Genomic DNA, 26741 nt, shown 5'->3' with positions numbered 1-26741 from the left:
GCCTTACGGCAGTACTTCTTCGGTCTCGACCTTTTCAGGCTTGATGAAGTCCTCGCGCGACACGCCCAGCATCATCAGCAAGGGGCTGGCGACCAGCACCGAGGAGTAGATACCGAACAGGATGCCGATGGTCAGCGCCAGCGCGAAATAGTGCAGCGTCTCGCCGCCCAGGAACAGCATCGCCGTCACCATCATCTGGGTACAAGCATGGGTGATGATGGTGCGCGACATGGTACGGGTGATGGCGTTGTCGATCACCTCGTGCACCTCGGCCTTGCGCATGGCGCGGAAATTCTCGCGGATACGGTCGAACACCACGACGGATTCGTTCACCGAATAACCCAGCACGGCGAGAACTGCCGCCAGCACCGAGAGCGAAAACTCCCACTGGAAGAAGGCAAAGAAGCCCAGGATGATGACCACGTCGTGCAGGTTGGCGATGATGGCGGACAGGCCGAACTTCCACTCAAAGCGCAGCCACAGATAGCCGACGATGCCCAAACTCACCAGCAGCAGCGCCATCGCGCCGTTCTCGACCAGATCCTTGCCGACTTGCGGGCCGACGAACTCGACGCGGCGCATCTCCACGCTGGCATCATGCTGCTTCAGGGTATCACGCACCTGGTCGGACAGCTTCGCACCAGCCACGTTCTGCTTCAGCGGCACCTGAATGAGTAGATCATGGCTGGAGCCGAAGTTCTGCACTTGCGCTTCCTTCAGCCCGATGCCGGCCAGTTGCTCGCGCACCTTGTTGGCATCCGCCGCCTGCGCGTAGTGGAATTCCATCACCGTACCGCCGGTAAAATCCACGCCGAAATTCAGACCCTTCGTGAACAGGAAGAACACAGCCAGGATGAAGGTCGCCAGCGAGACGCTGGTGGTGATCTTCCCGAAACTCATGAACGGGATGTCTTGTTTGATACGGAAGAATTCCATGCTTGATCCTCAGCCGATAGCCACTTTGGACAGACGCGCCTTGCGGCCATAAATCAGGTTCACCAACGCACGTGACACCAGCACGGCACTGAACATCGATGTCAGGATGCCCAGACACAGCACCACCGCGAAGCCGCGTATCGGCCCGGAACCGAACATGAACAGCGCGATACCGGCGATCATGGTGGTGATGTTCGAGTCCAGGATGGTGGAGAAGGCGCGGTCATAGCCCGCATGGATCGCCGCCTGCGGCGACACGCCATTGCGCAATTCTTCGCGGATACGTTCGTTGATCAGCACGTTGGCGTCGATCGCCATCCCCAGCGTCAGCGCGATACCCGCCATGCCCGGCAGGGTCAGCGTGGCTTGCAGCATGGACAGCAGCGCCACCAGCAGCAACAGGTTGGCACCCAGCGCCAGCATGGAGATGGTGCCGAACATCAGGTAGTAGGCGATCATGAAGATCGAGATAGCGACGAAGCCGATCTTGGTGGAATTGAAGCCCCGGTCGATGTTGTCCGCGCCCAGGCTGGGACCAACGGTGCGTTCCTCGACGATTTCCATAGGTGCAGCCAGGGCACCGGCACGCAACAGCAGCGAAGTGTCCTGCGCCTCTTCAGTCGTCATCTTGCCGCTGATTTGCACGCGACCACCGCCGATCTCCTCGCGGATCACCGGCGCGGTGATGACCTCGCCCCTACCCTTCTCGAACAGGATGATGGCCATGCGCTTGCCGACGTTCTCGTGCGTCGCTTCCTTGAACTTGCGCGCCCCGACCGCATCCAGATTGATGTGCACGGCGGGCTCGTTGCTGCGGTTATCGAAACCGGGCTGGGCATCGTTGATGCGCTCGCCGGTCAGCAGCACACTCTTCTTGACCACGACCAGATTGCCCTCGCGATCCTTGAACACCTCGGTGCCGAACGGTGCGGCAGCACCCGCGCTGACCGGATGCTCGTCATCCACCAGACGCACTTCCAGCGTGGCGGTACGGCCCAGGATGTCCTTGGCACGCGCGGTATCCTGCACACCCGGCAACTGCACCACCACGCGATCCACGCCCTGCTGCTGGATCACCGGCTCGGCCACGCCCAGTTCGTTGACGCGGTTGCGCAGGGTCAGCAGGTTCTGCTGCACGGCGGATTCCTGGATGCGGGTCTCGGCTTGCGGCTTCAGCGTGGCGATCAGCAGGAACTCACCGCCTTCTTCCTTGTTGCTCAGCGCCAGATCGTTGAAATGCTGCTTGATCTCGTTCTCGCCGCGCGTGCGGCCTTCGTTGTCGCGGAACTTGATGGCGATCTGCTTGCCCTCGCGATTGATGCCGGAGTACGGCACGTTTTGCTCGCGCAAGGTGCTGCGCAAATCGGCCACGGCGGCCTCCATCGCCTTGTCCAGCGCGGCCTTCATGTCCACCTGCAACAGGAAATGCACGCCGCCGCGCAGATCGAGGCCCAGATACATAGGCAGCGCGTGCAAGCTGGCCAGCCAGCTCGGCGAGCTGGACACCAGATTCAGCGCCACCACATAATCTTCGCCGAGTTGCGCTGCCAGCACGTCCTTGGCCTTGAGCTGGCTGTCGGTATCGGCAAAGCGCGCACGGATACTGGAGCTGTCCTGCGACAGCGCATTGACGTTCAGATTCGCGGCCTTGAGCGCCGTCTCTACCCGCGCCAGCAATGCGGTATCGACCTTCAGGCCGCTACGCAGCGGCTGCACCTGCACCGCTGGCGACTCGCCGTAGAAATTGGGCAGGGTGTAGATCAGCCCGGCAATCAGCACGAACAAGATCAGCAGATATTTCCACAGCGGGTATCGATTCATTGCGGCGATCCTTAGTTGGCGGTGCGGATGGTTCCCTTGGGCAGCACGCTCTGGATGGTTTCCTTCTGCACCTGGATGACCACGTTGTCAGCGATCTCGATGCTGGTGTAGGTGTCGCCGATCTTGGTCACACGACCCATGATGCCGCCAGTGGTCAGCACTTCGTCGCCCTTGTTCAGCGCTTCCAGCATCGCTTTCACTTCCTTGGCGCGCTTCTGTTGCGGACGCAGCACCAGGAAATAGAACACGGCCAGCAGCGCGATCAGCGGCAAAAAGTCCGCAATGCCGCCGCCCGCTGCGGGTGCAGCACCTTCGGCGTAAGCGTTACTGATCAGCAGATTGCTCAAAGAAATCATGATGAAAACTCCGGTAAATTTCAAAGGGGCGCATTCTAGCACGGAAGGCGAGACTATTTGCCGAGGCTGCCGCGCTGCGCGCGGAAGCTGGCAGCGAACTCGGCGAACTGGCCGCACTCGATGGCGGCGCGGATGTCGCGCATCAGCTCCTGGTAGTAATGCAGGTTGTGGATGGTGTTGAGCCGCGCGCCCAAGATCTCGCCCGCGCGGTGCAGGTGATGCAGGTAAGCACGGCTGAAGTTCTTGCAGCAGTAGCATTCGCACTGCTCGTCCAGCGGACGGATGTCGGCCCTGTGGACGGCATTCTTGATGCGCACGTCGCCGAAGCGGGTGAACAAGTGGCCGTTACGTGCGTTGCGCGTCGGCATCACGCAGTCGAACATGTCTATGCCCTGCTCCACCGCATCCACCAAGTCTTCCGGCGTGCCCACGCCCATCAGGTAGCGCGGCTTGTCGGTCGGCAGTTGCGGCGCGGTGTGGCGCAGGATGCGCATCATGTCGTCCTTGGGCTCGCCCACCGAGAGCCCGCCGATGGCGTAGCCGTCGAAACCGATGTTGGTCAGCCCGGCCAGCGACTCGTCGCGCAAATGCTCGTGCATCCCGCCTTGCACGATGCCGAACAGCGCGTTCGAGTTGCCCTCATGCGCCTTTTTCGAGCGCTCGGCCCAGCCCAGGCTGAGGCGCATCGACACGCCCGCCACCTGCTCGTCTGCCGGATACGGCGTGCATTCGTCGAAGATCATCACGATGTCGGAATTCAGCACCTTCTGGATGCGCATCGATTCCTCCGGCGACAGGAAGCACTTGTCACCATTGATCGGCGAGCGGAACTCCACCCCGCCGCCGGTGATCTTGCGCAACTCGCCCAGGCTGAACACCTGGAAGCCGCCCGAGTCGGTCAGGATGGGGCCATCCCAGCCCATGAAACGATGCAAGCCACCGAACTGCTCAATGACATGCAGCCCCGGGCGCAGCCAGAGGTGGAAGGTGTTGCCGAGCACGATCTGCGCGCCGATGTCGCGCAACTCGACCGGCGACATCGCCTTGACCGTGCCGTAGGTGCCCACGGGCATGAACGCAGGCGTTTCCAGCTTGCCGTGGGCAAGTGTCAAGGTGCCGCGCCGCGCCGCGCCGGAGGTGGTGTGTAGTTTGAATTCCATTGTATATCCAGATTTGAGTACTTCGTCATTCCCGTGCAGGCAGGAATCCAGTCAAGGAAAAACCCCGCGTAGCGGGACAAAGAATGGTGTTGTCTGCTACGCAGGCTTCATCAATCAAGCTGGATTCCCGCCTACGCGGGAATGACGGGTTGGTAATGGGGGCGGATTATGCCAGAGCAGACAGCGCCTTGAGGCCGTGCAATCTTTCCGGCTGCCAGTTTTGCACCGCCCAGGCCAGCAATTCCGGCAGATCGCCCGCCAGTTCCGGCGGCGGAGCCTGGCGCAGAAAGCCCAGCGCGCGCCACAACGAACCTGCGGCGTCAGCACTCTCCACCGGCGCGGCCAACGTCTGCTTGCTCAACTTCTCCCCCGCCGCATTCACCGCCACCGGCAAGTGCATGTAGGCTGGGGTGTTCAACCCCAGCAGCCGCTGCAACCAGATCTGGCGCGGCGTGGAAGCCAGCAGATCGCTGCCGCGCACCACATGGGTCACGCCCTGGAAAGCATCGTCCACCACCACTGCCAACTGATAGGCGAACAGCCCATCGGCGCGCTTCACCACGAAATCGCCGATCTCCTGTTCCAGATTCTGGGTGATGGAGCCTTGCAGGGCATCTTGGAACACCACGTCTCCGCTCGCCCTGAATTTGTCTAAGGGCAAATTCCGAGCTTGGACAGGCTCAGACCGATCGGTTGTTTTGTCTGTCCGCACCCGCCAGGCCGTGGACTTCTTCTCCCCTCTCCCTCCATGGGATGGCCCGGGGGTGGGGGAATACGCTCCTCCCCGGCACGTCCCCGGATACACGAAGCCCTCGATGCCCTGCAGCGCCGAGTCGGCGATCTCCTTGCGGGTACAGACGCAGGGATAGACCACACCGCTGTCCTTTAGCTGTTGCAGAGCCGCCTCGTAAGCCGTACCTCGCTGGCTCTGGTAGAGCACTGCGCCATCCCAGTGCAGGCCGAAGGCTTCCAGCGTGCGCAAGATGCCGTCCGCCGCTCCCGGCACGCAGCGCGGCGTGTCGAGGTCTTCCATGCGCAGTAGCCAAGTTCCGTTGTTGGCTCTGGCATCGAGATAACTACCTACGGCGGCGACCAGCGAACCGAAGTGCAGCGGACCTGTAGGAGATGGGGCGAAGCGGCCACGGTAGTGAGATGAAGAAATCATAGGCTTTTACAGAATAGGTTTGCGCAGCGCGCCGCACTGTCAGGTGTCGAACACCCCGATGCTCAAAGATACGCGCTGTTATTCCTTGTACCCGGCCTTGTCGCTGGCCAGATCATACCGGGCGTACTACCATAGCCCGCGATGAACACGACCTGGCAAACCATAACGATCCACCGCGATGCCCCGGCAAAACCTGCGCTGGGCGCGCCCTGCAATGGCTGCGGAGTCTGCTGCGCCGCCGATCCCTGCCCGGTGGCCCGGCTGTTCCTCTGGCAATGGCGCGGTGCGTGTCGTGCGCTGACTTGGGATGAGTCGGCAAGCTGCTACCGCTGCGGCATGCTTAGCGATCCGGCCAAGCACTCCCGAATAATCCCGGTTGCCTGCAACCGGCTGGCGAAGGGTTTCTTCGCCAAACGGATCGCGGCGGGTACAGGGTGCGACTCCAGCGCAGAGCTCGAAGAATTTCCCTGAGGCTCACCCGGACCGACTAGGCAGCCACCGTCTCCTCCTCGAACTCCAACCCCACCTTGCCGTCCTTCACGTCGACGATGACTTTGCCACCGTTGGCCAGGCGACCGAACAGGAGTTCGTCGGCCAGGGCGCTGCGGATGGTGTCCTGAATCAAACGGGCCATCGGGCGCGCACCCATCAGCGGGTCGAAGCCGTGCTCGGCGAGGTGGTCCTTGAGCGCATCAGTGAACACAGCCTCAACCTTCTTTTCATGCAACTGCTCTTCGAGCTGCATCAGGAACTTGTCCACCACGCGCAGGATGACCTCCTTGTTGAGCGGCGCGAAGGAGACAATGGCATCCAGCCGGTTGCGGAACTCGGGGGTGAACAGGCGTTTGATGTCGGCCATCTCGTCGCCCGCCGACGAGACCTTGGCGAAGCCGATCTGGGTCTTGTTCAGCGCTTCCGCACCCGCGTTGGTGGTCATGATGATGACGACGTTGCGGAAATCGGCCTTGCGGCCATTGTTATCGGTCAGCGTGCCGTGATCCATCACCTGCAACAGGATGTTGAAGATGTCCGGATGCGCCTTCTCGATCTCGTCCAGCAGCAGCACGGAATGCGGCTGTTTGCTGATGGCCTCGGTGAGCAGGCCGCCCTGGTCGAAACCGACGTAGCCCGGCGGCGCGCCGATCAAGCGGCTGACGGCGTGACGCTCCATGTACTCGGACATATCGAAGCGGTGCAGCGGCATCCCCATCGAATACGCCAGTTGGCGCGCAACCTCGGTCTTGCCCACGCCGGTTGGGCCAGAAAAGAGAAAGCTGCCGATGGGCTTCTGCGGGTTGCCCAAGCCGCTGCGCGACATCTTGATGGCGCGCGCCAGCACGTCGATGGCCTGATCCTGGCCGAACACGGTGGCTTTCAGGTCGCGGTCGAGGTTCTTCAGCGCGTTGCGGTCATCGTGCGACACGGTGCGCGCCGGGATGCGGGCGATCTTGGCGATGATCTCTTCGATCTCGTGCTTGCCGACCAGCTTCTTCTGTTTGGACTTGGGCAGGATGCGCTGCGCCGCGCCCGCCTCGTCCAGCACGTCGATGGCCTTGTCCGGCAGGTGGCGGTCGTTGATGAAGCGGGCGGAAAGTTCGGCGGCGCTGGTGATGGCGGCGGCACTGAACTTGATGCTGTGATGCTCCTCGAAGCGCGACTTCAGCCCTTTGAGAATCTCGATGGTCTGCTCGACCGAGGGCTCCGGCACGTCCACCTTCTGGAAGCGGCGCGACAACGCATGATCCTTCTCGAAGATGCCGCGATACTCCTGATAGGTGGTCGCACCTATGCACTTGAGCGCGCCGCTGGACAGCGCCGGCTTGAGCAGGTTGGATGCATCCATGGTGCCGCCGGATGCCGAGCCTGCGCCGATCAAGGTGTGGATCTCATCGATGAACAGCACCGCGTTCGGCGCGTCCTTCAACTCTTTCAGCACCGCCTTGAGGCGCTGCTCGAAGTCGCCACGATATTTGGTCCCGGCCAGCAGCGCGCCCATATCGAGCGAATAGACTTGCGCCCCCTTGAGGATATCGGGCACCTCGCCTTCGACGATGCGGCGCGCCAAACCCTCGGCGATCGCGGTCTTGCCCACTCCCGCTTCGCCCACCAGCAACGGGTTGTTCTTGCGGCGACGGCACAGTGTCTGGATCACACGCTCCAGTTCCAGGTCACGCCCGATCAGCGGATCAATCTTGCCAGCCTGCGCCTGTGCGATGAGATCAATGGTGTAGTCCTTGAGTACGCCTGCGCTGCTATCGTCCGGCTTGCTCTCGGCCGCACCTTCCTGTGGCGCAGCCTTGGCGGTCGAGGCTTCAGCCTTGGCGATGCCATGCGACAGATAGTTCACCACGTCCAGGCGGTTGATGTTGCGTTGGGTGAGGAAATAGACGGCGTGCGACTCCTTCTCGCCGAACAGGGCCACGAGGATGTTCGCGCCGGTGACTTCCTTCTTGCTGGCCGACTGCACGTGCAGGATGGCGCGCTGGATAACGCGCTGGAAGCCGACGGTGGGTTGGGTGTCCACTTCCCCCGTGCCGGGCATGACGCTCACATTGTTCTCGATGAACTCGGCCACTACGCCGCGCAGTTCGTCGATGTCCGCCCCGCAACCGCGCAGCACTTGCGCCGCCGAGGGGTTGTCCAGCATCGCCAGCAGCAGATGCTCGACCGTGATGAATTCGTGGCGCTTCTGGCGCGCCTCGACAAAGGCCAGATGCAGACTGACTTCAAGTTCCTGGGCGATCATTTTACTGTTCCTCCATCTCGCATCGTAGCGGATGTCCGTTCTGCTTCGCATACTGGGACACCTGAATCACTTTGGTCTCGGCGATGTCACGGGTGTAAATCCCGCACACCGCCTTGCCTTCATTGTGCACTTTGAGCATGGTCTGCATGGCGCGTTCCAGCTCCATCGAAAAATATCGCTGCAAGACCTCGATCACGAACTCCATCGTAGTGAAATCGTCGTTCAGCAGCAGCACCTTGTACATCCTGGGTGGTTGCAGTGCCTCTCTCTCGCGATCGAGCAATGTCGTGCTTCCCTGCTTCGTTGCCATAGCCACAAGTTTCGTTTTACCCGCGTTCACGGGCATTGCTGTTGATAATTAGCGACGGTTTTCCGGACATATTCGAGGCTCACCCGCCGAATGACCTGCCACGCCGCTCCGTCCCACTGCCACCAAGAGCGATGCAGCAGGTCGGAACTGTACCGGAGTTGCGCCATCATGGTAAGCGTCGCGGTGCCAACAATCGAGGACATCGCCATCCGCCACCGGGGATGAAACAAGGCAGCGGGACGAGCCAAGAGACTACACGCTAGACACATCCCACAAGCCCCCGGATACCTCGCGCCCTATAAGTGATCGGCTCCTGACTTATCACATTGAGCTGGCCAATAGAGCGACCGCGATCAGGCTGATCCTAGTAGCTACGTCTTTGCAATTTTAACAGGCAAGGTTCAGAATGGCGCCCCCAACAAAAAATAACCATAATTGAATACTAGGAGAGTTAAATGTCAGAATCCAAACGGGTACGCCGCAGCAAGACACAACTGATCGCAGACTTGGAAGCCAAGATAGCCAAGCTCAAATCCTCCCCACCCAAGTCCAATAAAAAACAGCCTCTGAGCAAACAAAGTGAACTCATCCCCGAGCTGCTCGCTGCCTTCGATGCCGCCGCCAAGCGGCATAGCCTGAGCTCCGGCGAGATGATCCAGACACTCGCCCGCCTCAAACGCGCCCGGTTGAAAATCACCTCCACCGTAGAGACCGAGTAACCCAGCCACGAGGCAAGAAGCTCGTCGGTCTCGGCACCTGGATTCGGTCACCGTTTTACTTCACATCGGGGGAAGTTACTTACATGGCTTTATTTTGTAAAAAGTACATTCTTGAGAACGAATCACTCAGGCAACAGCTGACACAAAGTCAGGCTGAACTCGGTGCCATCAACCGCTCGATCGCCATGGTCCGCTTTGACATGAGCGGTACCATTCTGGATGCGAACGAGAGTTTCGTGCAGCTCATGGGCTACACGAGGGTTGCCTTGATCGGCAAGCACCACCGCCTGTTCTGCGCACAGGAATACGCAGAGTCCGATGACTACCGTAAGTTCTGGGAGCACCTGCAACGCGGTGAATACCATCAAGGTACTATTCCCCGCAAAAGACGGGACGGCAGCACCGTCTGGCTGGAGGCCACTTACACCCCGATTCTCGACCCGCAGGGCGCCCCGCGCGAGGTGATAAAGATCGCCAGCGATGTCACGGCACGGATAGAGGAATCAGCACGCACACAGGCGATGATCGAGGCTGTCGAGCGCTCCATGGCAGTCATCGAATTCGACACCACCGGCACCATCCTGCGCGCCAACCCCAATATGCTGCGCCTGATGGGCTATGAAGAGCATCAGATCGTTGGCCGACATCACAGCCTGTTCTGCACTCCCGATGTCGCCAGATCAGTTGACTATCAGGCATTCTGGAGCCAATTACGCGCCGGGGAGTTTCACTCCGGTCTGTATGCAAGGCTCAACGCCGCTGGACAGCCCGTGTGGCTGGAGGCAAGCTATAACCCAGTCTTCTCTCCCGACGGTGTGGTCACCAAGATTGTGAAGTTCGCCTCCGATGTGACAGCACGTATCAAACGACATGAGGCTGAGAAGCACGGGGCTGAGACTGCCTACGAGGTCGCCCTGACCACAGAAAGGATAGCCAAGGAAGGCGAAGCCATCTTGCTGTCCACTACCGATCAGATACTCAGTGTCGAAAAGTTGGTCGGGCAAGCGACCAGTCTGGTCGAAGATCTGGACCTGCAGACCAAGAACATCACCGGCATCGTCAACACCATCAAGGAAATCGCGGATCAAACCAACCTGTTGGCTCTCAATGCAGCGATCGAGGCTGCAAGGGCCGGTGAAAGTGGCCGAGGGTTTGCCGTCGTGGCTGACGAAGTGCGCAAGCTTGCCGTCAGGACTGGGCAGGCGACCCAAGAGATCTCCGAAAAGCTGCTGACCATACGGTCGGAGACGCAAGCCGTGAGCAACAGCATGGCCAGCGGACGGACTGCCGTCTCGAACGGTGTCGCCCTCACCAATCAGGCTAAAGAGTCTATATCCGGCATCCGGCAAGGTGCCCTGCATGTAGTCCGGGTCGTAGGGGACCTATCCAACATCGTGAACTCATGACGAGCGCACCTCCTGCACTCCGACCATAGGGAGCAGCCAGACCGACTACCTTGATGCCCCCATCGCTTCATGCAGCACACAATGCCTCCGTCATCTGCAGCACGAGGAACATCAAGGACTCGTACCCAAAAAAGACTGGGGAGAATCGCCCAGAACAGGCCGCTCCACCCCCTGAAAAGCCGGCTTTCGGCGATAGGCTTAAAAAAATCACAATTCCTCTTGACTATAACGGGTAATCGAGAGTAAAAAGCGCGCTGGCGTTTGAATCAAAGTAGCGCAGTACTGGTTTTGCCGTGTGCGGTCTTCGTTTCAAACAGTTTGACGGGGGATTTCCCCGGTTTTTGTAAGTTAAGGAAAATACACATGGCAACTGGTACCGTTAAGTGGTTCAACGACGCAAAGGGTTTCGGCTTCATTACTCCGGATGATGGTAGCGAAGACCTGTTCGCGCACTTCTCCGCGATCAACATGAGCGGCTTCAAGAGCCTGAAGGAAGGCCAGAAGGTGACTTTCGAAGTCGTCCAAGGCAACAAGGGCAAGCAAGCTTCCAACATCCAGGCCGCCTAATCAGCGACTCGCATGTTGAAAAACCCGCCGCAAGGCGGGTTTTTTTATTGCCTGCGATTATCGTTGTCTGGCATGCGCCGGACGGAACACCTTGCACAGAGCCGCATCGGCTTCCAGCCAAGCCCCCTCGACCAGGTCGATGCAATACGGGATGGCGGGAAACACCGCATTCAGGCAATCGTCTATCGCGGATGGCTTGCCCGGCAGATTGACGATCAGACTCTTGCCGCGCATGCCCGCCGTCTGGCGCGACAGGATAGCGGTCGGCACCACTTTGAGTGATGCGCTGCGCATTAACTCGCCAAAGCCCGGCATCATCTTCTCGCACACGGCTTCAGTCGCTTCCGGTGTCACATCACGCAATGCCGGGCCGGTGCCGCCCGTGGTGACGATCAGGCTGCATCCCTCCCTGTCCGCCAGCTCGACCAGCGTCTGCTCGATCAACGGCTGTTCGTCAGGAATGACACGCACCACCGCCTCCCACTCACTGGTCAGCACCCGCGTGAACCAGGCCAACATCGCCGGGCCGCCCTTGTCTTCATACTCGCCGCGACTGGCACGGTCGGAAACGGTCACAAAACCGATACGCGCTTTCATCACCACTCCCCACCCGCTTCGCCTTGGTATGCGGTACCGTCCAGCAACTGCACCGTCACTTCGGCTCCCGCCGCGACACCCTGGCTGCTTGCAGGGACCACCATCAGCCCTTCCGCCATCGCCATCGAACGCAGGATGCCGCTGCCCTGATCGCCGGTCGGTGTCGCTACCAGCGCGCCCTCGTCCCGTGCCAGCATCACGCGCACGAACTCGGTGCGACGGTGTTTGTGCTTCACGTCACGTGCCAGCTTGGCCGTCACCGTGCGCCGATAGATATTCTGGTGCCCCATGGCGCGGCGCAAAGCGGGGCCGATGAACTCCTCGAAACACACCATGCTGGACACCGGATTGCCGGGGATGCCGAACACCCAGGTCAGCGGTGCGACACCGAACGCCATCGGATGCCCCGGCTTCATCGCCACGCCCCAGAACTGCATCTGCACGCCCAGCGCTTCCAGCGTGGGGCGCACGTAGTCGTGCACGCCGACCGATGTACCGCCGGAGACCAGCAACACGTCGAACTGCAAGCCGCGTTGCAGCAAACCGCGCAGGTGATCGGGATCGTCGCGGGCGATGCCCAGCAGCACCGGCTGGATGCCCAGCGCCTGCACCTGCGCCATCAGCGCGTAGCTGTTGGCATCGGGGATCTTGTTCGCGTCGATGGGCTCGTCCAGTCCTTCCAGCTCGTCGCCGGTGGAAAGGATAGCCACGCGCGGCTGGCGATACACCGGCACCTGCGCCGCCTTCACCATCGCCAGCATGCCGACCACGCCCGGCGTGATCTCAGTGCCGGCAGGCAGCACCACCTCGCCCGTTCTCATGCTCTCGCCACGGTCGCGGATATCGTTGCGCGACTTCACACTCACGTCGATCTGCACTCGCCCCTCGGTTAGCGCTTGCGTATCCTCGCCCCGGATCACCGCATCCGCCCCGTGCGGCACCGGCGCGCCGGTCATGATGCGCGCGCACTGCCCGGCGGCCAGCACTTTCTGCGGCATGTCTCCGGCCTTGATGTCCTCGACAACCTCCAGCACCGCTGGAGCACTCGCCACATCCGCACTGCGGATAGCGAAACCATCCATCGCCGACACGTCATACGGCGGCTGATCGCGGTTGGCGCGCACATCCTCCGCCAGTACCCGTCCTAAGGCCTGCTGCAAGGGCACGGACTCCGCGCCCAATCGTTTCATCGCTGCGATCACGCAGCGTTGCGCCGCTGCCACCGTCAATCCGCTCATCTCACCCTCATCGCCTCGCCGCCTGCACATCCTGCGGCGTATCCAGATCAAAAAAACTACGGAGCTGCGGATCGCTAGACCGCAACTCCGCCTCATCCACAAAACACACGTCCAGCCTGCCCAACATCCCGCGCAGACTGAGGTCGCCACTTGCCAACGAAGCGCGCATCGCCTCCAACGCGCTGACCGCATAGAACGCCGCCAGCGGTTGCGGATACCCGCCCACCACCGGCACCACCGCCTGATGGCCGACACGAAAATCCGCCAGCTTTGTGACCACGGCGGGAGACACGAACGGCATATCGCACGCCACCGCGAACACCCACGGCGTTTCAGCCTGGGCAAGCCCGGCGACCAGACCCGCCAGCGGCCCGCTGGCTGTCACCTCGTCGCAGACTTGCGTTAATTCCAGCGCGGAACGCCGTGCACGCACACTGACCAGCAGCTTGGGAAAGATGGACTGCATCGTGCGGGAAACGCGCTCCAGAAGCGTCTGCCCATCCAGCACCAACCCGGCCTTGTCCTGTCCCATGCGGCGCGAATCGCCACCGGCGAGGATGAGCGCGGTGCAGTCGTCGATCATTTCAAACCCGCCGTTCGCCCTGAGCCTGTCGAAGGGTGAACGGCTGCCGACTCAGCCTGCATCAGAATGAAATCGACGATGCCCTTCACATCCTCCAACCCGAAATGCGGCAACTGCGGATAGACATCGTCCATGTCGGTGACGATGGCGATCAAACCGTCTTCGATGCTGCAACGCGGCGGCTTGCCGCACTCACGCCGCACCACCTCGATCTTCACCCCCGGCGCCAGCGAGAACCCCTCCGCCAACACCAGATTGGCCTCGCCCATGAACCGTTGCGCCAGCTGCTGAGGGTCGCGCTCGGCCACCTCCGTCGCAACCAACTGCACGCCCTCGCCCGTCACCAGAATACTCATCGCCGCCCCCGCTTGGGTGTAGCGCCAACTATCCTTACCCGGCGTATCGAGCTGCACCTGATGATGCGCGTGCTTGATCGTCGCCACGCGCACACCACGCTGCGTCAGCTCACGAATGAGCCTTTCAACCAGAGTCGTCTTGCCGGAACCGGAGTGGCCAACGATGGAAACAAGTTTCATCATCTACCCCGCCAATTCATCCGCAATCATCTCGGCCTGTTTCAACACAGTCTCGGTCGCCAGCAACTGCATATCCGGCGGATAGCCATATTGGCGCAGCGTGCGCTTCACGATGACTTTTAGCTTGGCCTTTACGCTTTCCTTGATCGTCCAATCGATGGAAGCATTCTCTCGCACCCGCTGAGTCAACACCACAGCGAGCTCGCGCAGCTTGTCTTGCTGCATCAATTGTTTTGCGCTGTCATTGTTCGCCACCGCCGTATAGAACGCATATTCAAAATCGCTTAACCCTAACTGCTTGGCTTCGCCATCCGCCGTTACAATTTCCTTGCTGATCTTGATTAGCTCTTCCATCACCTCGGCGGCGGTCAGCACCTTGTTGTGGTATTTCTTGATGGCGTTTTCGAGCATCTCCATCAGTGTTTTGCTCTGCACCAGATTCTTTCTAGCGCGCACTTTCAACTCGTCGTTGAGCAGCTTTTTCAGCACTTCCAGCGCCACATTCTTGTGCTTGAAGCCCTTCAGCTCTGCTAGGAATTCCTCTGACAACACCGAAATGTCCGGCTTCTTGATACCCGCCGCGTCGAATACGTCGATCACCTTTTCGGATACCAGCGCCTGATCGATCACCTGCCGAATAGTAGTCTCGATCTCTTCGTTACTGCGCCCCTCGCCTGTGCCGTCGAACTTCGCCAGCCTTGCTTTCACAGCCTGGAAGAAAGCGATCTCGTCCTTCGCATCCATCGCCTGATCATGCGGAATGGCAATGGCGAATGCCTGTGACAGTGCAGTGACCTCGTTTATGTAACGCTTGCGCCCATCGTCCAGCCCAAGGATGTGCTCTTCCGCTGCAAGGATCAGTGAGAGCTTCTTCGAGGTATCCGCCGCGAAATATTCCTCGTAGGCAAAGCCGTTGTACATCGCCGACACCACTTCCAGCTTCTCCAGCATCAGGCTCACCGCCTGTTCCTGCGCCAGTGTCGGGTCACCCTTGCCGCCCGCATCGGAATAGAACGACAGCGCCTCTTTCAGATCGGCGGCAATGCCCAGATAGTCCACCACCAAACCGCCGGGCTTGTCCTTGTGCACCCGGTTCACCCGCGCAATCGCCTGCATCAGGTTGTGACCCTTCATCGGCTTGTCGATGTAGAGGGTGTGCATGCAGGGCGCGTCGAAGCCGGTCAGCCACATGTCGCGCACAATCACCAGCTTCAGCGGATCGTCGTCGCTCTTCATGCGCTCCGCCAATGTCCGCCGCTGATCTTTGGTCGTGTGATGCTTGGCCATCTTGGGGCCATCGCTACTGGCCGCTGTCATCACCACCTTGATTGCGCCACGGCCCAGATCATCGTCGTGCCATTCCGGCTTGAGCTTGGCAATTTCCGCATACAACTCCGCAGCAATGCGCCGCGACATGCATACGACCATTCCCTTGCCTGCAAACACCTGCTGCCGCGCTTCAAAGTGCGCCACGATGTCGCGCGCGATGTTCTTGATGCGCTGCTCGCTGCCGATCAGCGCTTCCATCTTGGTCCACTTGGCCTTGGCTTTCTGCGTCTCGGTCAGCTCATCCTGTTCCAGTTCGTCGTCCAGATCAGCGATCAGCTTTTTTCCCTCGTCGCTCAAGCCGACCTTCGCCAAGCGGCTCTCGTAATAGATACGCACCGTCGCGCCGTCTTCCACCGCCTGCGCGATGTCGTAGATGTCCACGTAATTACCGAACACCGCCGGGGTGTTCACATCGGTTTTCTCGATAGGCGTGCCGGTAAAGCCCAGATAGGTCGCATTCGGCAGCGCATCGCGCAGGTATTTGGCAAAGCCATACACCACCTTCTTGCCGATCACATTGCCCTGCTCATCCTTGTCATCCACCGTCTTGGGGGTGAAGCCGTATTGCGTGCGGTGTGCCTCGTCGGCAATCACCACGATGTTGCGGCGAGCGGACAACTGCTCGTACACATTGCCCTCTTCGGGCTGGAATTTCTGGATGGTGGAAAAGATCACCCCGCCCGATGCCACCTTGAGCAAATCCTTCAACTGCTCGCGGCTCTCGGCCTGCACTGGCTCCTGCCGCAGCAACTGCTTTGAGGCGGCAAAGGTATCGAACAACTGGTCGTCGAGATCGTTGCGGTCGGTAATCATCAGGATGGTCGGGTTATCCATCGCCAGCACGATCTTGCCGGTGTAGAACACCATGGAAAGCGACTTGCCCGAACCCTGCGTATGCCACACCACCCCGGCCTTCTTGTCACCCTTGGGCTGCTGCGCCACACCAGGCAGGCCGTAGCTGGCCGGGGTCTGCGCCACCTTCAGCTCTGCCATATCCGCTGCGCGCAAGGTGGATACCACCGCTGCATTCACCGCGTAATATTGGTGATACGCCGCCAGCTTTTTCACCGTGCTGAGGGTAATCACCCCGGTCTTAGGGTCTTCCTTCTTCGATTTCTCGAACACGATGAAATGGCGCAGCAGGTCAAGCAGCGTCGCCTTGTTCAGCATACCGTTGATGAGCACCTCCAACTGGCTCACCAGATGCGAAGCCTCCGCCTTGCCGTCCGCGCTCTTCCATGCCATGAATCGCGAAAAACTGGCCGAGAGCGAACCCGCCTTGGCTTCCAGCCCGTCGGAAATCACCAAGAATGCGTTCGAGGTGAACAGGCTGGGAATGGCCTGCTTGTAGGTATCCAGTTGCTGATACGCCGCCTTGATCGTGGCGTTTTCATCGGCAGCGTTTTTCAGCTCGATCACCACCAGCGGAATGCCGTTCACAAACAGCACCAGATCGGGCCGTTTGTTTTGGTGGTTCTCGATCACCGTGAACTGGTTGGCAACGACGAACTCGTTGTTCTCCGGCCTGGCGAAATCGATCAACCAGACCCGCTCGCCGCGCTGATCGCCGTCCTTGTGCGTGGAAACCGGCACGCCCTCGGTCAGCAAGCGATGGAACGCTTCATTGTTCGCCAGCAGCTCGGGCGAATGAATACGCTGCACCTCTTTCAGGGCATCTTGCAACAATGCCGCCGACAGCTTGGGGTTGATGCGCTTCAGCGCCGCTTCCAGCCGCCCGGTGAGCAGCACCTCGTCATAACTGCTGCGCTCCGGCCTGTCGCCATCCGGCGCGATGTCCGGCGCATGGATGTAGTCATAACCCAAGCGTTCAAACAGCTTGATGGCGAAGTCTTCGATGGCGGATTCGGTGAGTCTGTTAGACATCGGCTATAAAATCTCGTCGCCGGATTGCGGCGGCTCGCCGCCTGTGCGGTTCAACAAAGCCAGCGCCGCATCGAGATTGCCACGATCCTGTGCGAGCATGGCCTGCATGCATTCCTCAAGCGGCTGCAAGTGTTTAACGATTACGGCAGAAACGGTCAGGGGATCGATGTCCCCCAGATAATTGTGAACGAGGATGTTGCGGAAACCGCTGATCTCCCGCCATGGGATAGCGGGGAAACCAGCCTTCTTCTCTTCCGGTAATAACTGAGTCGCCTCGGAAAGTGTCTGCAAATTCCGCAGCACCGCGTCATAAAGCACCTCATCGCTGGCGATGTCGCCGCGCATCTGAATGCGCCGGATTTTCCCGATGGCATCCAGGATGTGCTGCGCGTAAGGCTGCCAAGGCTTACTCATAACTCCACCGCCTCGCTCATCACCCGCTGGCGAATATGCCGATTAAGTTCATGTTCGGGCACCAGCTCCACCTTACGGCGCAGCAACCGTTCCAGACTTTCGGCGAGGGGCAAGCGTTGGGCAAACAGATCGTAGCCGCGCGGTAGTTCCACCAGAAAATCCACATCGCTATCGGGCCGCTCCTCGCGCCTCGCGACAGAGCCGAACACGCGGACATGCTGCGCCCCATACTGCTGCGCCAGCGCCTCGATCCTGTTTTTGTTCAGTCGCAACTCGTCCAATAGCATATCGCCTCCTTTATTCATCTGGCTACAATAGCGCAATTGCCCATTCTTGCTCCGGCAGACTTGCTTGATGGCCTCGTAAATCCAGCCGGTTGCACCCTGCGTGTCTTTCAGGATTTTTTCAAACTGCTTGGGGTCGATCTGCGCACGGGCTTTGTCTATCACCTCCGACGTCACATGCTCCTTGCCCAGCGCCTTCAGCGCCTGCACCAGCAACGAGCTTTCTCGGTATTTGAAGCCGATGTTCTTCAGCGCCGACTTCCTGAACTCCAGCTCGACGCCAGACACCTCATAGCGTTTGTTCGGCCCGTCGCTCAAATACACATACCGCCCCGGCACCTGGGTAGAAAGCCCCAGTAGATTCAGGGCAGACTCGCCTGACACCTCAATGCGCCAACCAAACTTGCGCGCATACGCCGCCGCCACCTGGTCAATATCCGGCGACAACATCTTTTGCAGCAACTCGCTAAAGCCGGGGTAATCGTACAACCCGCGCGCCACCCGCCGAATCTTGCCCTGCCGGGTCAACTCGGAAAGCAGGCTATCCACCTGCTGGCGTGAAAACCGCCCCGCCAGATCACTTGGCGAAAATGCCCACCCCCTGCCATGCCCGGCAATGAAGTAAAAGCATGTTTCAGTGATGTTTTTCATGCTATGAATGGTATTAAAAATCCAGAAAAAACATAGTGTATTTCTGGATCATACACCGCTTTTTATCCTTGATTGCAACTAGCTTGACGGCGAAATCTTCGATGGCAGATTCGGTGAGTCTGCTCATTCCTTCGGCCTCTCCAGTTTTTTGGTGCGCCCCAATTGCTTGGCATTCTGGCTGGAGACAACCTTCTTGCCCGTCTTCGCCTCAATCTCTTTGCGGGCGTTCCCGGCCACCTCGCCGCCCTGCCGCGCAACCGTGCGATTTTCATCCAGCGTTTGCGGCAATTTCTCTTTCGATATTTCCGTGGTCGTCGCCTCCGCCAGCATGTTCAGCACCAACTCCAGGTTGGTCATGTTGTCGCGCAGGTTTTCTTTCTTCAGCCCCTTGTGCTGCTTGTAGCCCTTGGTGGTCAGGCCACTCCATGCTCGGGTGATCTCATCCGTCAGCAGGGCAAACTCTTGCCCCCGGCTCACCCCGCGCTGCTCCCACTCGTCCGTCAGCTCCTTGCGCACCTCGATGCTTTTCAGGCGCTGGTTGATCCACTCCTTGGAATAACCCTTGGCGAGATAGGCCTCCAACGCCCGATCTATGGACAACTCCGGGTCTTCGTTTTCTTCCAGCCGCTCATAGCCCACCTGCGCCAGCCACAGTTTGAAAGGCTCAGCGCGCGGCGAGGGAATGGACTGGATCAGGCGTAGCAGGGTTTCGGTATTGGCGACATCGGTAAGGCGAGATTTCCCATCGGGAGCCCGCAATTTCAACTGTCCGATTTTATCGGACACTTCACTGCCCTCGACTTGCAGCTTCTTTTTCAGGTCACTCCAGTACTTGCGGGGCCGCTCATTCCCCGTCAATGCCTGAATGATGTCGATCACGCTGAACAGCCACTGCTCCTGCTCCGCATCCCAATGGCTGCGGATTTGCTGGCTTTGAAAGAGTTTGATGTTGCTCATGCGCTCTCCTCATCCAATGCCACATTCAAGCGAATGCGCCCATCTAAGGTGATGTGCGTATGGATAGTGTTGTCCCCCAAGCGCTCGAATAGCTTGATGGCGAAATATTCGAAGGCGGATTCAGTGAGTTTAGTCATCTGGCATCTGCGTTAGCAGCCTCTTCCACGCTGTCTTTCGCCACGCTTTCATAGTGAAAGTTCGTCAACTCTGAAGTCAGAAAATCGTCCATCAGCAGTTTGATAAACAAATCCTTGGAAACCTGCGTATCGAGCAAAATTTTGTCCCCGGCCGCGTTAAACCTTATTCTCCCGGCGAGTTTTGGAAATGTCCTGCAAAACTGGATTATTGATGAATTAGGAACGCGAGCGCCTAACACGGGAGATGCTCTGGCAACCTTGGTAAATCTTCTTGCATACTTAACGTCATCAAGAAGTTCACGTAGCACATCCGGATTCTCAACGAGAGAAATCGACTCAATCGCCGAAATCCCCAAGGCCGCCTCTCGAACAATCGCCTCATGGAACCCAAAGCTTCTTTCAAGCGCATGAAGATCGACCACCAGCAGTTCGCCATTCACTCTCATAAACTGAAACCCCGCGCTGACCCTGAGAAACTCATCCTCGATCTGTTCCAGCCTGTGCCTTGCCTTCCTCAAAAAGAAGCTGCCCCTACCGAAGATATTCACTGGCGCCATCGTCTTGTACAACACAATCTGCCCAATGTTATTTCCTATCTCGATCATGAGCGCCTTGATGTCGGACAAGTCACTTTGAGCCAAGTCCAGAAGGGGAAGATTGTCGGCCTGACTTACGCTTTCCATTGCCGCCAGGCCCTCCGGCACATCAATGTCACAAACGTAGATCGCATTGGTTCTTTCATCAGAGGTCGACAGATTTAGAACCGCAAGCTCGGCGCGATCCACTATCTCCTCACGAATGCCTTGCATAAAAAGAACTTTGAGGCCCGGCAGCGCATCACCTGCAATATCAAGTTTTCTCGGAGCCGAATCGCCTTGGCTTTTCAAAATCGCATAAACAGAAACACCGATCTCGTCTATGTTCTCGAAAAATGGTTGTAGCGCTACCCTCAGTTCATCCGCATTCATTCCGAAATGCCTTTCACGTAATAGATACGCCCATCCAGCTTGATATATGAGACTCTTTGCGCAGATTCGATCTGCTTACGGCTAATCAAGATCAGCCCTTCCCTATCTCCAGTCTTGAAATTTCCGCTAGCCTCGTAAATGTGAAATCCGAGCAGAGCCAAAGAAGGATTCTGATAAAACATATCTGTCTTGACGTAAATCACACCCATCACAATAAGCAGCAGGCAAAGAACAATCATGCGTCGCCCGCTGCCAAAATCAAAGCTGATCAGTGGCACAACATAGGTTGCCAGGAAAGTCAGGTGCTCATAGTTGACGCCCTTGATCTTCTTGACCTCAAATGGAAGGTCGGTGGAACCCTTCAGGTCGTAATCAAACTTCTTGTATGCGTACAAACTGTACCCGAACAAAATCAGGGAAATATCCCCAATTGGATTTGCCTCGGCCAAAGCCAACCACCATTTCCAATCCTTCATTACAAATGGCGCCTCAGGCAACTTGACGGTGATGATGATGAAGAAGATAAAAAGCAGAGCCAAGGACAGAATATACAAATCGACTTTGCGGCGAACGCTACTCATATTCCAACCCTCATTTCGCCGCTCATCAGCTTGGGCAGCAGGGTGTCGCGGAGGGTTTCGAGGGTGCGAATTTGCCTGTCGTTTTCCCAGCACTTCTCATATAGAGGTTCAATCGCAGCCAACGCCTGTTCCTGAAGCTGTATCGGAGGGAGCTGCAATTCATATTTCCGAAAGTCTTTTAGAACAATGCGCGGTATGACAGCCCCGGTCACAATATTTTCCATGCTTTCCCGCGTAGATTCCATCTTAAGAAAAGTCGCCAGGAGTAACGGATGATATTTTCCGTTTGGTCTTAAGATTGCAACGGACGACAGAACTACAACGTCCATGTCATCCTCTGCAACGAATACATGCTTGAGATAGCTTCCGTCCTTGGCAATCAAAATATCGTTCTTGAGTGGGCGGCAGTCCGCTTTAACCAACGCATCGTAATCTTCCGGTGAAATTTGTCGGCAGCTTTCGATGTTGATTCCCCATTCGTACATATCCTTAACTGAGGCCATTGGACGCCCTGACTCTACAGTTGGCGGGCTTGCGTGTGCACCATCAGTAATTCTGGTAGTGACATCGGCAAGTGTGACTTCCTCCCAATCCTCCTGCGCCTCTTCCACGAACCATTGGCGGAACAGGGTTTCGGCCATGGCTTCGAGGGTTTTGTTCTGGCGGTGCAGCAGGTCGATTTTGTCGTCCAGGCTGCTTAGGACGGCAGCGATGGTTTTTTGTTCTGGGACCGAAGGCAATTCAATCGGAATCTTGCGCAGAACCGAAGCCTTGATCCCAAAAACGGTGGTGCCAGATGCGCGAGATTGAAGCTCGTGCTGACCATCTCCGTTCTGAAAATAGAATTTCAAGAAAGGCCCAAATGCAAAACCTTCTTTTGCTCGCATAGTGATAACGCGCTGGGCCAAGGCAACATTCGCATCCTTTATCAGCGCCACCTCTCCAAGTGGCGCTTCCGTAGTTAAGACGACATCGTCAATTTCAGGCAGCCCTCTCGTCATCCAGGTGTCGTAATCCTCTGCAGCAATAAATTCGTTTGGAGGCAGTATCTTTCCTGACTTCACCACTTTTGCTGTAACAAGAGGAATACCCGCAGTTGTCTTCCTTGGAGTCTTTCCTCGATAGTCAATAAATCTATCGACGACATCCTCCAGAAGATACTCCTGCCACTCACTCATACCTTCACCTTCGCCAGATTCTCGGCAATGGCTTTATTCAGCCTCGCCTCTTCCGTCAACTGCGCTTCAAACTCGGCCTTGAGTGTGGCAAAGCGTTCGGCAAAGTTGAAGTCGTCCTCTTCATCCGGCAGGCCGACATAGCGGCCTGGCGTGAGCACGTAGTCTAGTTCTGCCACGCGCTCCAGCGGCACGGAGGCGCAGAATCCCTTCTCGTCGGCGTAGTCGCCTTCTCCGGTGCGCCAGTTGTGATAGACGGCGGCGATCCTTTGAATGTCTTCGTGGCTCAGTTCGCGGGTGCGGCGGTTGATGAGGTGGCCGAGGTTGCGGGCGTCGATGAAGAGGATTTCGTTGTTGCGGGGGTGTGTTCCCCCACCCTGCCCTCCCCCGGAGGGAGAGGGTTCTGAGCGGCGGCGGTTCATGAACCAGAGGGCTGCGGGGATTTGGGTGTTGAGGAAGAGTTTGGCGGGGAGGTTGACGATGCAGTCGATCAGGTTGCCCTGCGCGATGAGCGCTTTGCGGATGTCGCCTTCGCCGCTGGTTTTGCTGGTGAGCGCGCCTTTGGCGAGCACCACGCCGGCTTTGCCGTTGGGCGAAAGGTGGTAGATGAAGTGTTGCAGCCAGGCGAAGTTGGCGTTGCCTGCGGGCGGCGCGCCGTATTGCCAGCGGCCATCGTTGCGCAGCAGTTCGCCGCTCCAGTCGCTCACATTGAACGGCGGGTTGGCGATGATGAAATCGGCCTTGGTGTCTTTATGCGCGTCGTTAAGGAAGGAGCCTTCGTTATTCCACTTCACTTGGTCGGCGGCGATACCGCGAATGGCGAGGTTCATCTTGGCCAGCCGCCAGGTGGTCTGGTTGCTTTCCTGCCCGTAGATGGAGATGTCGTTGGCCTTGCCCTGGTGTTCTTCGACGAATTTTTCCGATTGCACGAACATGCCGCCCGAGCCGCAACAGGGGTCGAACACGCGGCCTTTGTACGGCTCCAGCATGGCGACCAGCAATTCGACGATGCTGCGCGGTGTATAGAATTGCCCGCCTTGCTTGCCTTCGGCCAGCGCGAATTCGCCGAGGAAGTATTCGAACACATGGCCCAGTACATCGGCGCTACGCGCCTTGGCATCGCCCAGCGCGATGTTGCCCACCAGGTCGATCAACCCGCCGAGGCTGGCGGGATCGAGGTTTTGCCGCGCATAGACTTTGGGCAGCACGCCCTTGAGGCTGGCGTTTTCTTTTTCGATGGCATCCATTGCGCCATCCACATGCAGGCCGATGTCGGGCTGCTTGGCCTTGCCCAACAGGAACGACCAGCGCGCCTCGGGCGGCACGAAGAAAACGTTCTCGGCTTTGTATTCGTCCTTGTCTTCGGGGTCGGCTCCGGCGTAGTCGCCTTCGCCTGCTTGCAGCTTGTTGAACATTTCCTCGAAGGAATCGGAAATGTATTTGAGGAAGATCAGGCCCAGCACCACATGCTTGTACTCGGCGGCGTCGATGTTCTTGCGCAGTTTGTCAGCGGCTTTCCAGAGCTGTTTTTCCAGCGGTTCGGCTTTGATTTCTTTGGCGGCTTTGGCCATCTTGTATCCCTGATTTATTGCGCTTCTTTCACGCCGAGGGGCGATGCTATCAGATACTGCTTACGGGTGCGGCGTGACCCATGCTTCTCCCTGCGGGGTGATCTCTTTCTTCCAGATCGGCACGCGTTGTTTGAGTTCGTCGATGATCCAGCGGCAGGCGTCGAAGGCGGCGGCACGGTGTTCGGCGGCGGCGGCGATGAAGACGATGTTGTCGCCCGCTTGGACGGTGGTGACGCGATGCACGATGCGGGCGTCGATGAGTTTGAATGTTGCGATGGCTTCCGCGCGTAGTTTGTTCATTTCGGCCAGCGCCATGCTGCCGTAGGCTTCGAAGCTGATCTCGGAAACGTCGCGGCCTTCGGAGAAGTCACGCGCGCAGCCGAGGAAGGTGGCGATGCCGCCGATGCGCAGCGAGCTGGCTTTCAGCGCGGCGATCTCGGCATCTTGGGAGAAATCTTCTTGCTGGATGCGGACGGGTTTGTTCATCTCAACTCCCCGCCGTCATTCCGGCGCAGGCCGGAATCCAGATGGTCGTACATTCCCTGCGAAGCAGGACAACATTTTGGTTTTGTCCGCTACGCGGGCTTTTTGTTTTTGCTGGATTCCGGCCTGCACCCGCAAGGAGTACGCCGTGGTTGTAAAGCCGATAAATCGGCAACAACCACGCTGCGCCGGAATGACGGCATCTTTTATTCATCTCAGCCTCCCGAGAACTTGGCCATCAGGGCGATCTCGTCGCCGTCGTTGAGCGGCAATTGCGTGTCGTGGACCTGCGTCTGGTTCACGGCGATGAAGCTGACGATGTCGAACGCGCCCGGATGCTGTGCGCTTAGTTGCTCGATGAGCGCTTGCAGGCGCATTCCGGCGACGCAGGGCAACTCCAGCTCGCGCGCCCCTATCCGCTCGGCCACCGGGCCGAAGAACAGCACGCGGATCATGCGTCGCCCCTGCGCCACACGCCGCTCTTGCCGCCGCGCTTCTCTTCGAGCTGGATGGACTCGATGCGCATGTCCCGGTCGATGGCCTTGCACATGTCGTACACGGTGAGCAGCGCGGCGCTGGCGGCGGTCAGGGCTTCCATCTCCACGCCGGTCTGCCCCACGCATTTGGCGGTGACCTCGACGCGCAAGCCAGCGCTGTCAGCAGTCTCACTGAAGCTGACTTCCACGCCGGTGAGCGGCAGGCTGTGGCACATGGGGATGAGGTCGGGCGTGCGTTTGGCCGCCATCACCGCCGCCACATCGGCCACTGCCAGCACGTTACCCTTGGCGATATAGCCCTCGCGGATACGTGCCAAGGTCTCCGGTCGCATGCGGATGATGCCGCTGGCAGTGGCGCTGCGCTGGGTGACGGACTTGTTCGACACGTCCACCATGCGCGCGCGACCCGCGTACGAGAAATGAGTGAGTTCATCGTTCATGCTTCAACCTCCGGTCTTTGACATCACGCGGATGATTTTACCGGGTTGTTCGCGGAACTCGTGTCGTTCCGGCTTGAGTTCGATGGCGCTGCGGATCGCGGCATCCAGTTCGGCATCGCTGATGCCCGCGCGCAACAAGGGACGCAAGGCAAATTGGTGCTCCTGCCCCAGACACAGATACAGCGTGCCCTCCACCGACAGGCGCACGCGATTGCAGGTCTCGCAAAAATGCTGCGACAAAGGCGTGATGAACCCTATGCTGAAGTCGCCGTCCGGCGACACCAGATAACGCGCCGGACCTCCGCCGCGCACCACGCCATCCACCAGACCAAAGCGCGCTTGCAGGCGCTGCCGTATCGGTTGCAGATCGACGTAGCCCGCGTTGCGCCCGGTGTTGCCCATCGGCATGGTCTCGATCAGGCGCAGCACGAAGCCGTGGCGGAAGCAGTATTCCGCCATGTTGTCCACCTCGTCCTCGTTCACTCCGCCCATCACCACCATGTTGATCTTGATCGGGGCGAAGCCGCACGACTGCGCTACCAGCAAGCCATCCTGGATCTGAGCCAGCGCATCGCGCCGGGTGATGTCGAGCACCCGCTCGGCGCACAGCGAATCGAGGCTGACGTTGAGGCGCGAGACGCCCGCCGCCTTCAACGCCGCCGCATGACGCGCCAACTGGGTGCCGTTGGTGCTGAGGGAAAGATCGTGCACGCCGGGCAGCCGGTTCAGATTGGCGGCAAGCTGGCTCAGGTTGCGCCGCAGCAGCGGCTCGCCGCCAGTGATGCGAAAACGCGAGGTGCCCAGCCGGGCAAAGGCCGCGACGACGCGCTCGATCTCGGCGAAGCTCAGCCAGTCCTGCGGCTCTTCGTAATCGCTGAACCCTTCCGGCATACAGTAGCTGCAACGCATGTCGCAGCGGTCGGTGACCGAGAGGCGCAGGTAGTCTATGCGGCGACCGAAGCGATCTTGCAGAACGTCTGGAGACACGCCGGAGACCCGCTCAGTCATCGCCCAGGACGGGAGCCGGGGGACGCACTTCGTTGAGCAGATCCTCGGCGTGCAACTCCGATTCGGCATGGATCATCTTGATGGTGGCTGTCGCGCCAGCATCCAGCCCGGCGCGCAGTTGCTTGACCCGCGCCGAGGCATCGCGGTAAGCCTCATGCTGCTCCAGCTTTTCCAGCATGCGGATGGGGCGCGCGTCGATACGGTAGATGAAATAAGGCATGG

General features: G+C 58.9%; 29 protein-coding genes. 4 read left to right on the top strand and 25 right to left on the bottom strand.

Translation table 11 applies throughout. The annotated features are described in order from the left end of the window. Positions 1 to 3: 3 nt before the first annotated feature. From secF to gluQRS, 5 genes are all read right to left on the bottom strand, one after another. Positions 4 to 936 (bottom strand): protein translocase subunit SecF, encoded by a 933-nt coding sequence (secF, locus tag DM08_RS11230; RefSeq protein WP_035384744.1) that lies wholly within the window; start codon positions 934 to 936, stop codon positions 4 to 6. 9 nt (positions 937 to 945) lie between these two features. Beyond that, positions 946 to 2757 (bottom strand): protein translocase subunit SecD, encoded by a 1812-nt coding sequence (gene secD, locus DM08_RS11225; protein ID WP_035384743.1) that lies wholly within the window; start codon positions 2755 to 2757, stop codon positions 946 to 948. A gap of 11 nt (positions 2758 to 2768) precedes the next feature. Then, the gene (yajC, locus tag DM08_RS11220) at positions 2769 to 3113 is read right to left on the bottom strand and encodes a preprotein translocase subunit YajC (protein WP_202593411.1); all 345 of its coding nucleotides are present in this window, start codon (positions 3111 to 3113) and stop codon (positions 2769 to 2771) included. Positions 3114 to 3166: 53 nt separating this feature from the next. Continuing rightward, positions 3167 to 4273 (bottom strand): tRNA guanosine(34) transglycosylase Tgt, encoded by a 1107-nt coding sequence (tgt, locus tag DM08_RS11215; protein ID WP_035384742.1) that lies wholly within the window; start codon positions 4271 to 4273, stop codon positions 3167 to 3169. Between the two features lie 166 nt (positions 4274 to 4439). Further along, positions 4440 to 5438, bottom strand: coding sequence for a tRNA glutamyl-Q(34) synthetase GluQRS (gene gluQRS / locus DM08_RS11210; RefSeq protein WP_035384741.1), 999 nt, complete (start codon positions 5436 to 5438; stop codon positions 4440 to 4442). Between the two features lie 141 nt (positions 5439 to 5579). Here gluQRS and DM08_RS12690 point away from each other — a divergent pair, with 141 nt between their 5' ends. Beyond that, positions 5580 to 5909, top strand: a complete 330-nt coding sequence (locus DM08_RS12690) for a hypothetical protein (protein ID WP_081908888.1) — start codon at positions 5580 to 5582, stop codon at positions 5907 to 5909. 16 nt (positions 5910 to 5925) lie between these two features. On the opposite strand, the gene clpA is transcribed toward DM08_RS12690, so the two are convergent. Both clpA and clpS read right to left on the bottom strand, forming a co-directional pair. Next, the gene (gene clpA, locus DM08_RS11205) at positions 5926 to 8184 is read right to left on the bottom strand and encodes an ATP-dependent Clp protease ATP-binding subunit ClpA (RefSeq protein ID WP_035384740.1); all 2259 of its coding nucleotides are present in this window, start codon (positions 8182 to 8184) and stop codon (positions 5926 to 5928) included. A gap of 1 nt (position 8185) precedes the next feature. Then, on the bottom strand, positions 8186 to 8494 hold the full coding sequence (gene clpS / locus DM08_RS11200) for an ATP-dependent Clp protease adapter ClpS (protein WP_035384826.1): 309 nt from the start codon (positions 8492 to 8494) through the stop codon (positions 8186 to 8188). A 455-nt stretch (positions 8495 to 8949) separates the two neighbouring features. On the opposite strand from clpS, the gene DM08_RS11195 reads away from it, so the two are divergent. The 3 genes from DM08_RS11195 (at position 8950) to DM08_RS11185 (ending at position 11186) form a co-directional block, all read left to right on the top strand. Further along, complete coding sequence (locus tag DM08_RS11195; RefSeq protein ID WP_035384739.1) at positions 8950 to 9213, top strand: hypothetical protein; 264 nt, start codon at positions 8950 to 8952, stop codon at positions 9211 to 9213. An 83-nt stretch (positions 9214 to 9296) separates the two neighbouring features. Continuing rightward, the gene (locus DM08_RS13305; protein ID WP_035384738.1) at positions 9297 to 10619 is read left to right on the top strand and encodes a methyl-accepting chemotaxis protein; all 1323 of its coding nucleotides are present in this window, start codon (positions 9297 to 9299) and stop codon (positions 10617 to 10619) included. A 363-nt stretch (positions 10620 to 10982) separates the two neighbouring features. Further along, positions 10983 to 11186, top strand: coding sequence for a cold-shock protein (locus DM08_RS11185; protein WP_035384737.1), 204 nt, complete (start codon positions 10983 to 10985; stop codon positions 11184 to 11186). Between the two features lie 57 nt (positions 11187 to 11243). On the opposite strand, the gene mog is transcribed toward DM08_RS11185, so the two are convergent. The 18 genes from mog to DM08_RS11095 all read right to left on the bottom strand — a co-directional run bounded on the left by mog (position 11244) and on the right by DM08_RS11095 (position 26739). Further along, positions 11244 to 11783: a molybdopterin adenylyltransferase gene (gene mog / locus DM08_RS11180; RefSeq protein WP_035384736.1), complete on the bottom strand. Its 540-nt coding sequence runs from the start codon at positions 11781 to 11783 to the stop codon at positions 11244 to 11246. Next, positions 11783 to 13021, bottom strand: a complete 1239-nt coding sequence (glp, locus tag DM08_RS11175) for a molybdopterin molybdotransferase MoeA (RefSeq protein ID WP_035384735.1) — start codon at positions 13019 to 13021, stop codon at positions 11783 to 11785. Before glp ends, mog begins: the two co-directional genes overlap by 1 nt. A 7-nt stretch (positions 13022 to 13028) precedes the next feature. Beyond that, positions 13029 to 13604, bottom strand: a complete 576-nt coding sequence (locus DM08_RS11170) for a molybdenum cofactor guanylyltransferase (RefSeq protein ID WP_035384734.1) — start codon at positions 13602 to 13604, stop codon at positions 13029 to 13031. Continuing rightward, entirely contained in the window at positions 13601 to 14143 is a 543-nt protein-coding gene (gene mobB / locus DM08_RS11165) for a molybdopterin-guanine dinucleotide biosynthesis protein B (protein WP_051938179.1), read from the bottom strand. Before mobB ends, DM08_RS11170 begins: the two co-directional genes overlap by 4 nt. Next, complete coding sequence (locus DM08_RS11160) at positions 14144 to 17353, bottom strand: type I restriction endonuclease subunit R (protein WP_035384733.1); 3210 nt, start codon at positions 17351 to 17353, stop codon at positions 14144 to 14146. It lies immediately after the preceding gene. A 3-nt stretch (positions 17354 to 17356) separates the two neighbouring features. Further along, positions 17357 to 17767, bottom strand: coding sequence for a HepT-like ribonuclease domain-containing protein (locus tag DM08_RS11155; RefSeq protein WP_081908887.1), 411 nt, complete (start codon positions 17765 to 17767; stop codon positions 17357 to 17359). After that, positions 17764 to 18702 (bottom strand): DUF6088 family protein, encoded by a 939-nt coding sequence (locus tag DM08_RS11145; protein WP_202593410.1) that lies wholly within the window; start codon positions 18700 to 18702, stop codon positions 17764 to 17766. The genes DM08_RS11155 and DM08_RS11145 overlap by 4 nt, the downstream gene beginning before the upstream one ends. Positions 18703 to 18825: 123 nt before the next feature. Next, on the bottom strand, positions 18826 to 19659 hold the full coding sequence (locus DM08_RS11140; protein WP_035384732.1) for a BRO family protein: 834 nt from the start codon (positions 19657 to 19659) through the stop codon (positions 18826 to 18828). Beyond that, positions 19656 to 19796 (bottom strand): hypothetical protein, encoded by a 141-nt coding sequence (locus DM08_RS13050; protein WP_161780293.1) that lies wholly within the window; start codon positions 19794 to 19796, stop codon positions 19656 to 19658. The genes DM08_RS11140 and DM08_RS13050 overlap by 4 nt, the downstream gene beginning before the upstream one ends. Then, positions 19793 to 20764, bottom strand: coding sequence for an anti-phage protein KwaB (gene kwaB / locus DM08_RS11135; protein ID WP_035384731.1), 972 nt, complete (start codon positions 20762 to 20764; stop codon positions 19793 to 19795). Before kwaB ends, DM08_RS13050 begins: the two co-directional genes overlap by 4 nt. Further along, positions 20761 to 21345, bottom strand: coding sequence for an anti-phage protein KwaA (gene kwaA / locus DM08_RS11130; protein WP_035384730.1), 585 nt, complete (start codon positions 21343 to 21345; stop codon positions 20761 to 20763). Before kwaA ends, kwaB begins: the two co-directional genes overlap by 4 nt. Then, complete coding sequence (locus DM08_RS11125) at positions 21342 to 22523, bottom strand: restriction endonuclease subunit S (protein WP_035384729.1); 1182 nt, start codon at positions 22521 to 22523, stop codon at positions 21342 to 21344. The genes kwaA and DM08_RS11125 overlap by 4 nt, the downstream gene beginning before the upstream one ends. After that, positions 22520 to 24091, bottom strand: a complete 1572-nt coding sequence (locus DM08_RS11120) for a type I restriction-modification system subunit M (RefSeq protein WP_035384728.1) — start codon at positions 24089 to 24091, stop codon at positions 22520 to 22522. Before DM08_RS11120 ends, DM08_RS11125 begins: the two co-directional genes overlap by 4 nt. A 60-nt stretch (positions 24092 to 24151) precedes the next feature. Beyond that, the gene (locus DM08_RS11115) at positions 24152 to 24577 is read right to left on the bottom strand and encodes a molybdenum cofactor biosynthesis protein MoaE (protein ID WP_035384727.1); all 426 of its coding nucleotides are present in this window, start codon (positions 24575 to 24577) and stop codon (positions 24152 to 24154) included. A 212-nt stretch (positions 24578 to 24789) separates the two neighbouring features. Continuing rightward, complete coding sequence (locus tag DM08_RS11110) at positions 24790 to 25029, bottom strand: MoaD/ThiS family protein (RefSeq protein ID WP_035384726.1); 240 nt, start codon at positions 25027 to 25029, stop codon at positions 24790 to 24792. Continuing rightward, positions 25026 to 25511 carry a cyclic pyranopterin monophosphate synthase MoaC gene (gene moaC / locus DM08_RS11105; protein ID WP_035384725.1) on the bottom strand — a complete coding sequence of 162 codons (486 nt, stop codon included), beginning with the start codon at positions 25509 to 25511 and terminating at the stop codon, positions 25026 to 25028. The genes DM08_RS11110 and moaC overlap by 4 nt, the downstream gene beginning before the upstream one ends. A 3-nt stretch (positions 25512 to 25514) precedes the next feature. After that, positions 25515 to 26498 carry a GTP 3',8-cyclase MoaA gene (moaA, locus tag DM08_RS11100; RefSeq protein ID WP_035384821.1) on the bottom strand — a complete coding sequence of 328 codons (984 nt, stop codon included), beginning with the start codon at positions 26496 to 26498 and terminating at the stop codon, positions 25515 to 25517. A 13-nt stretch (positions 26499 to 26511) separates the two neighbouring features. Further along, a complete protein-coding gene (locus tag DM08_RS11095) occupies positions 26512 to 26739 on the bottom strand; it encodes a hypothetical protein (protein ID WP_035384724.1) in 228 nt (75 codons plus the stop codon). Positions 26740 to 26741: the final 2 nt, after the last annotated feature.

It is taken from the genome of Ferriphaselus sp. R-1 (assembly GCF_000746095.1).
Taxonomy (GTDB): Bacteria; Pseudomonadota; Gammaproteobacteria; order Burkholderiales; family Gallionellaceae; genus Ferriphaselus.
This window is presented reverse-complemented; position numbering and strand designations above follow the sequence as displayed.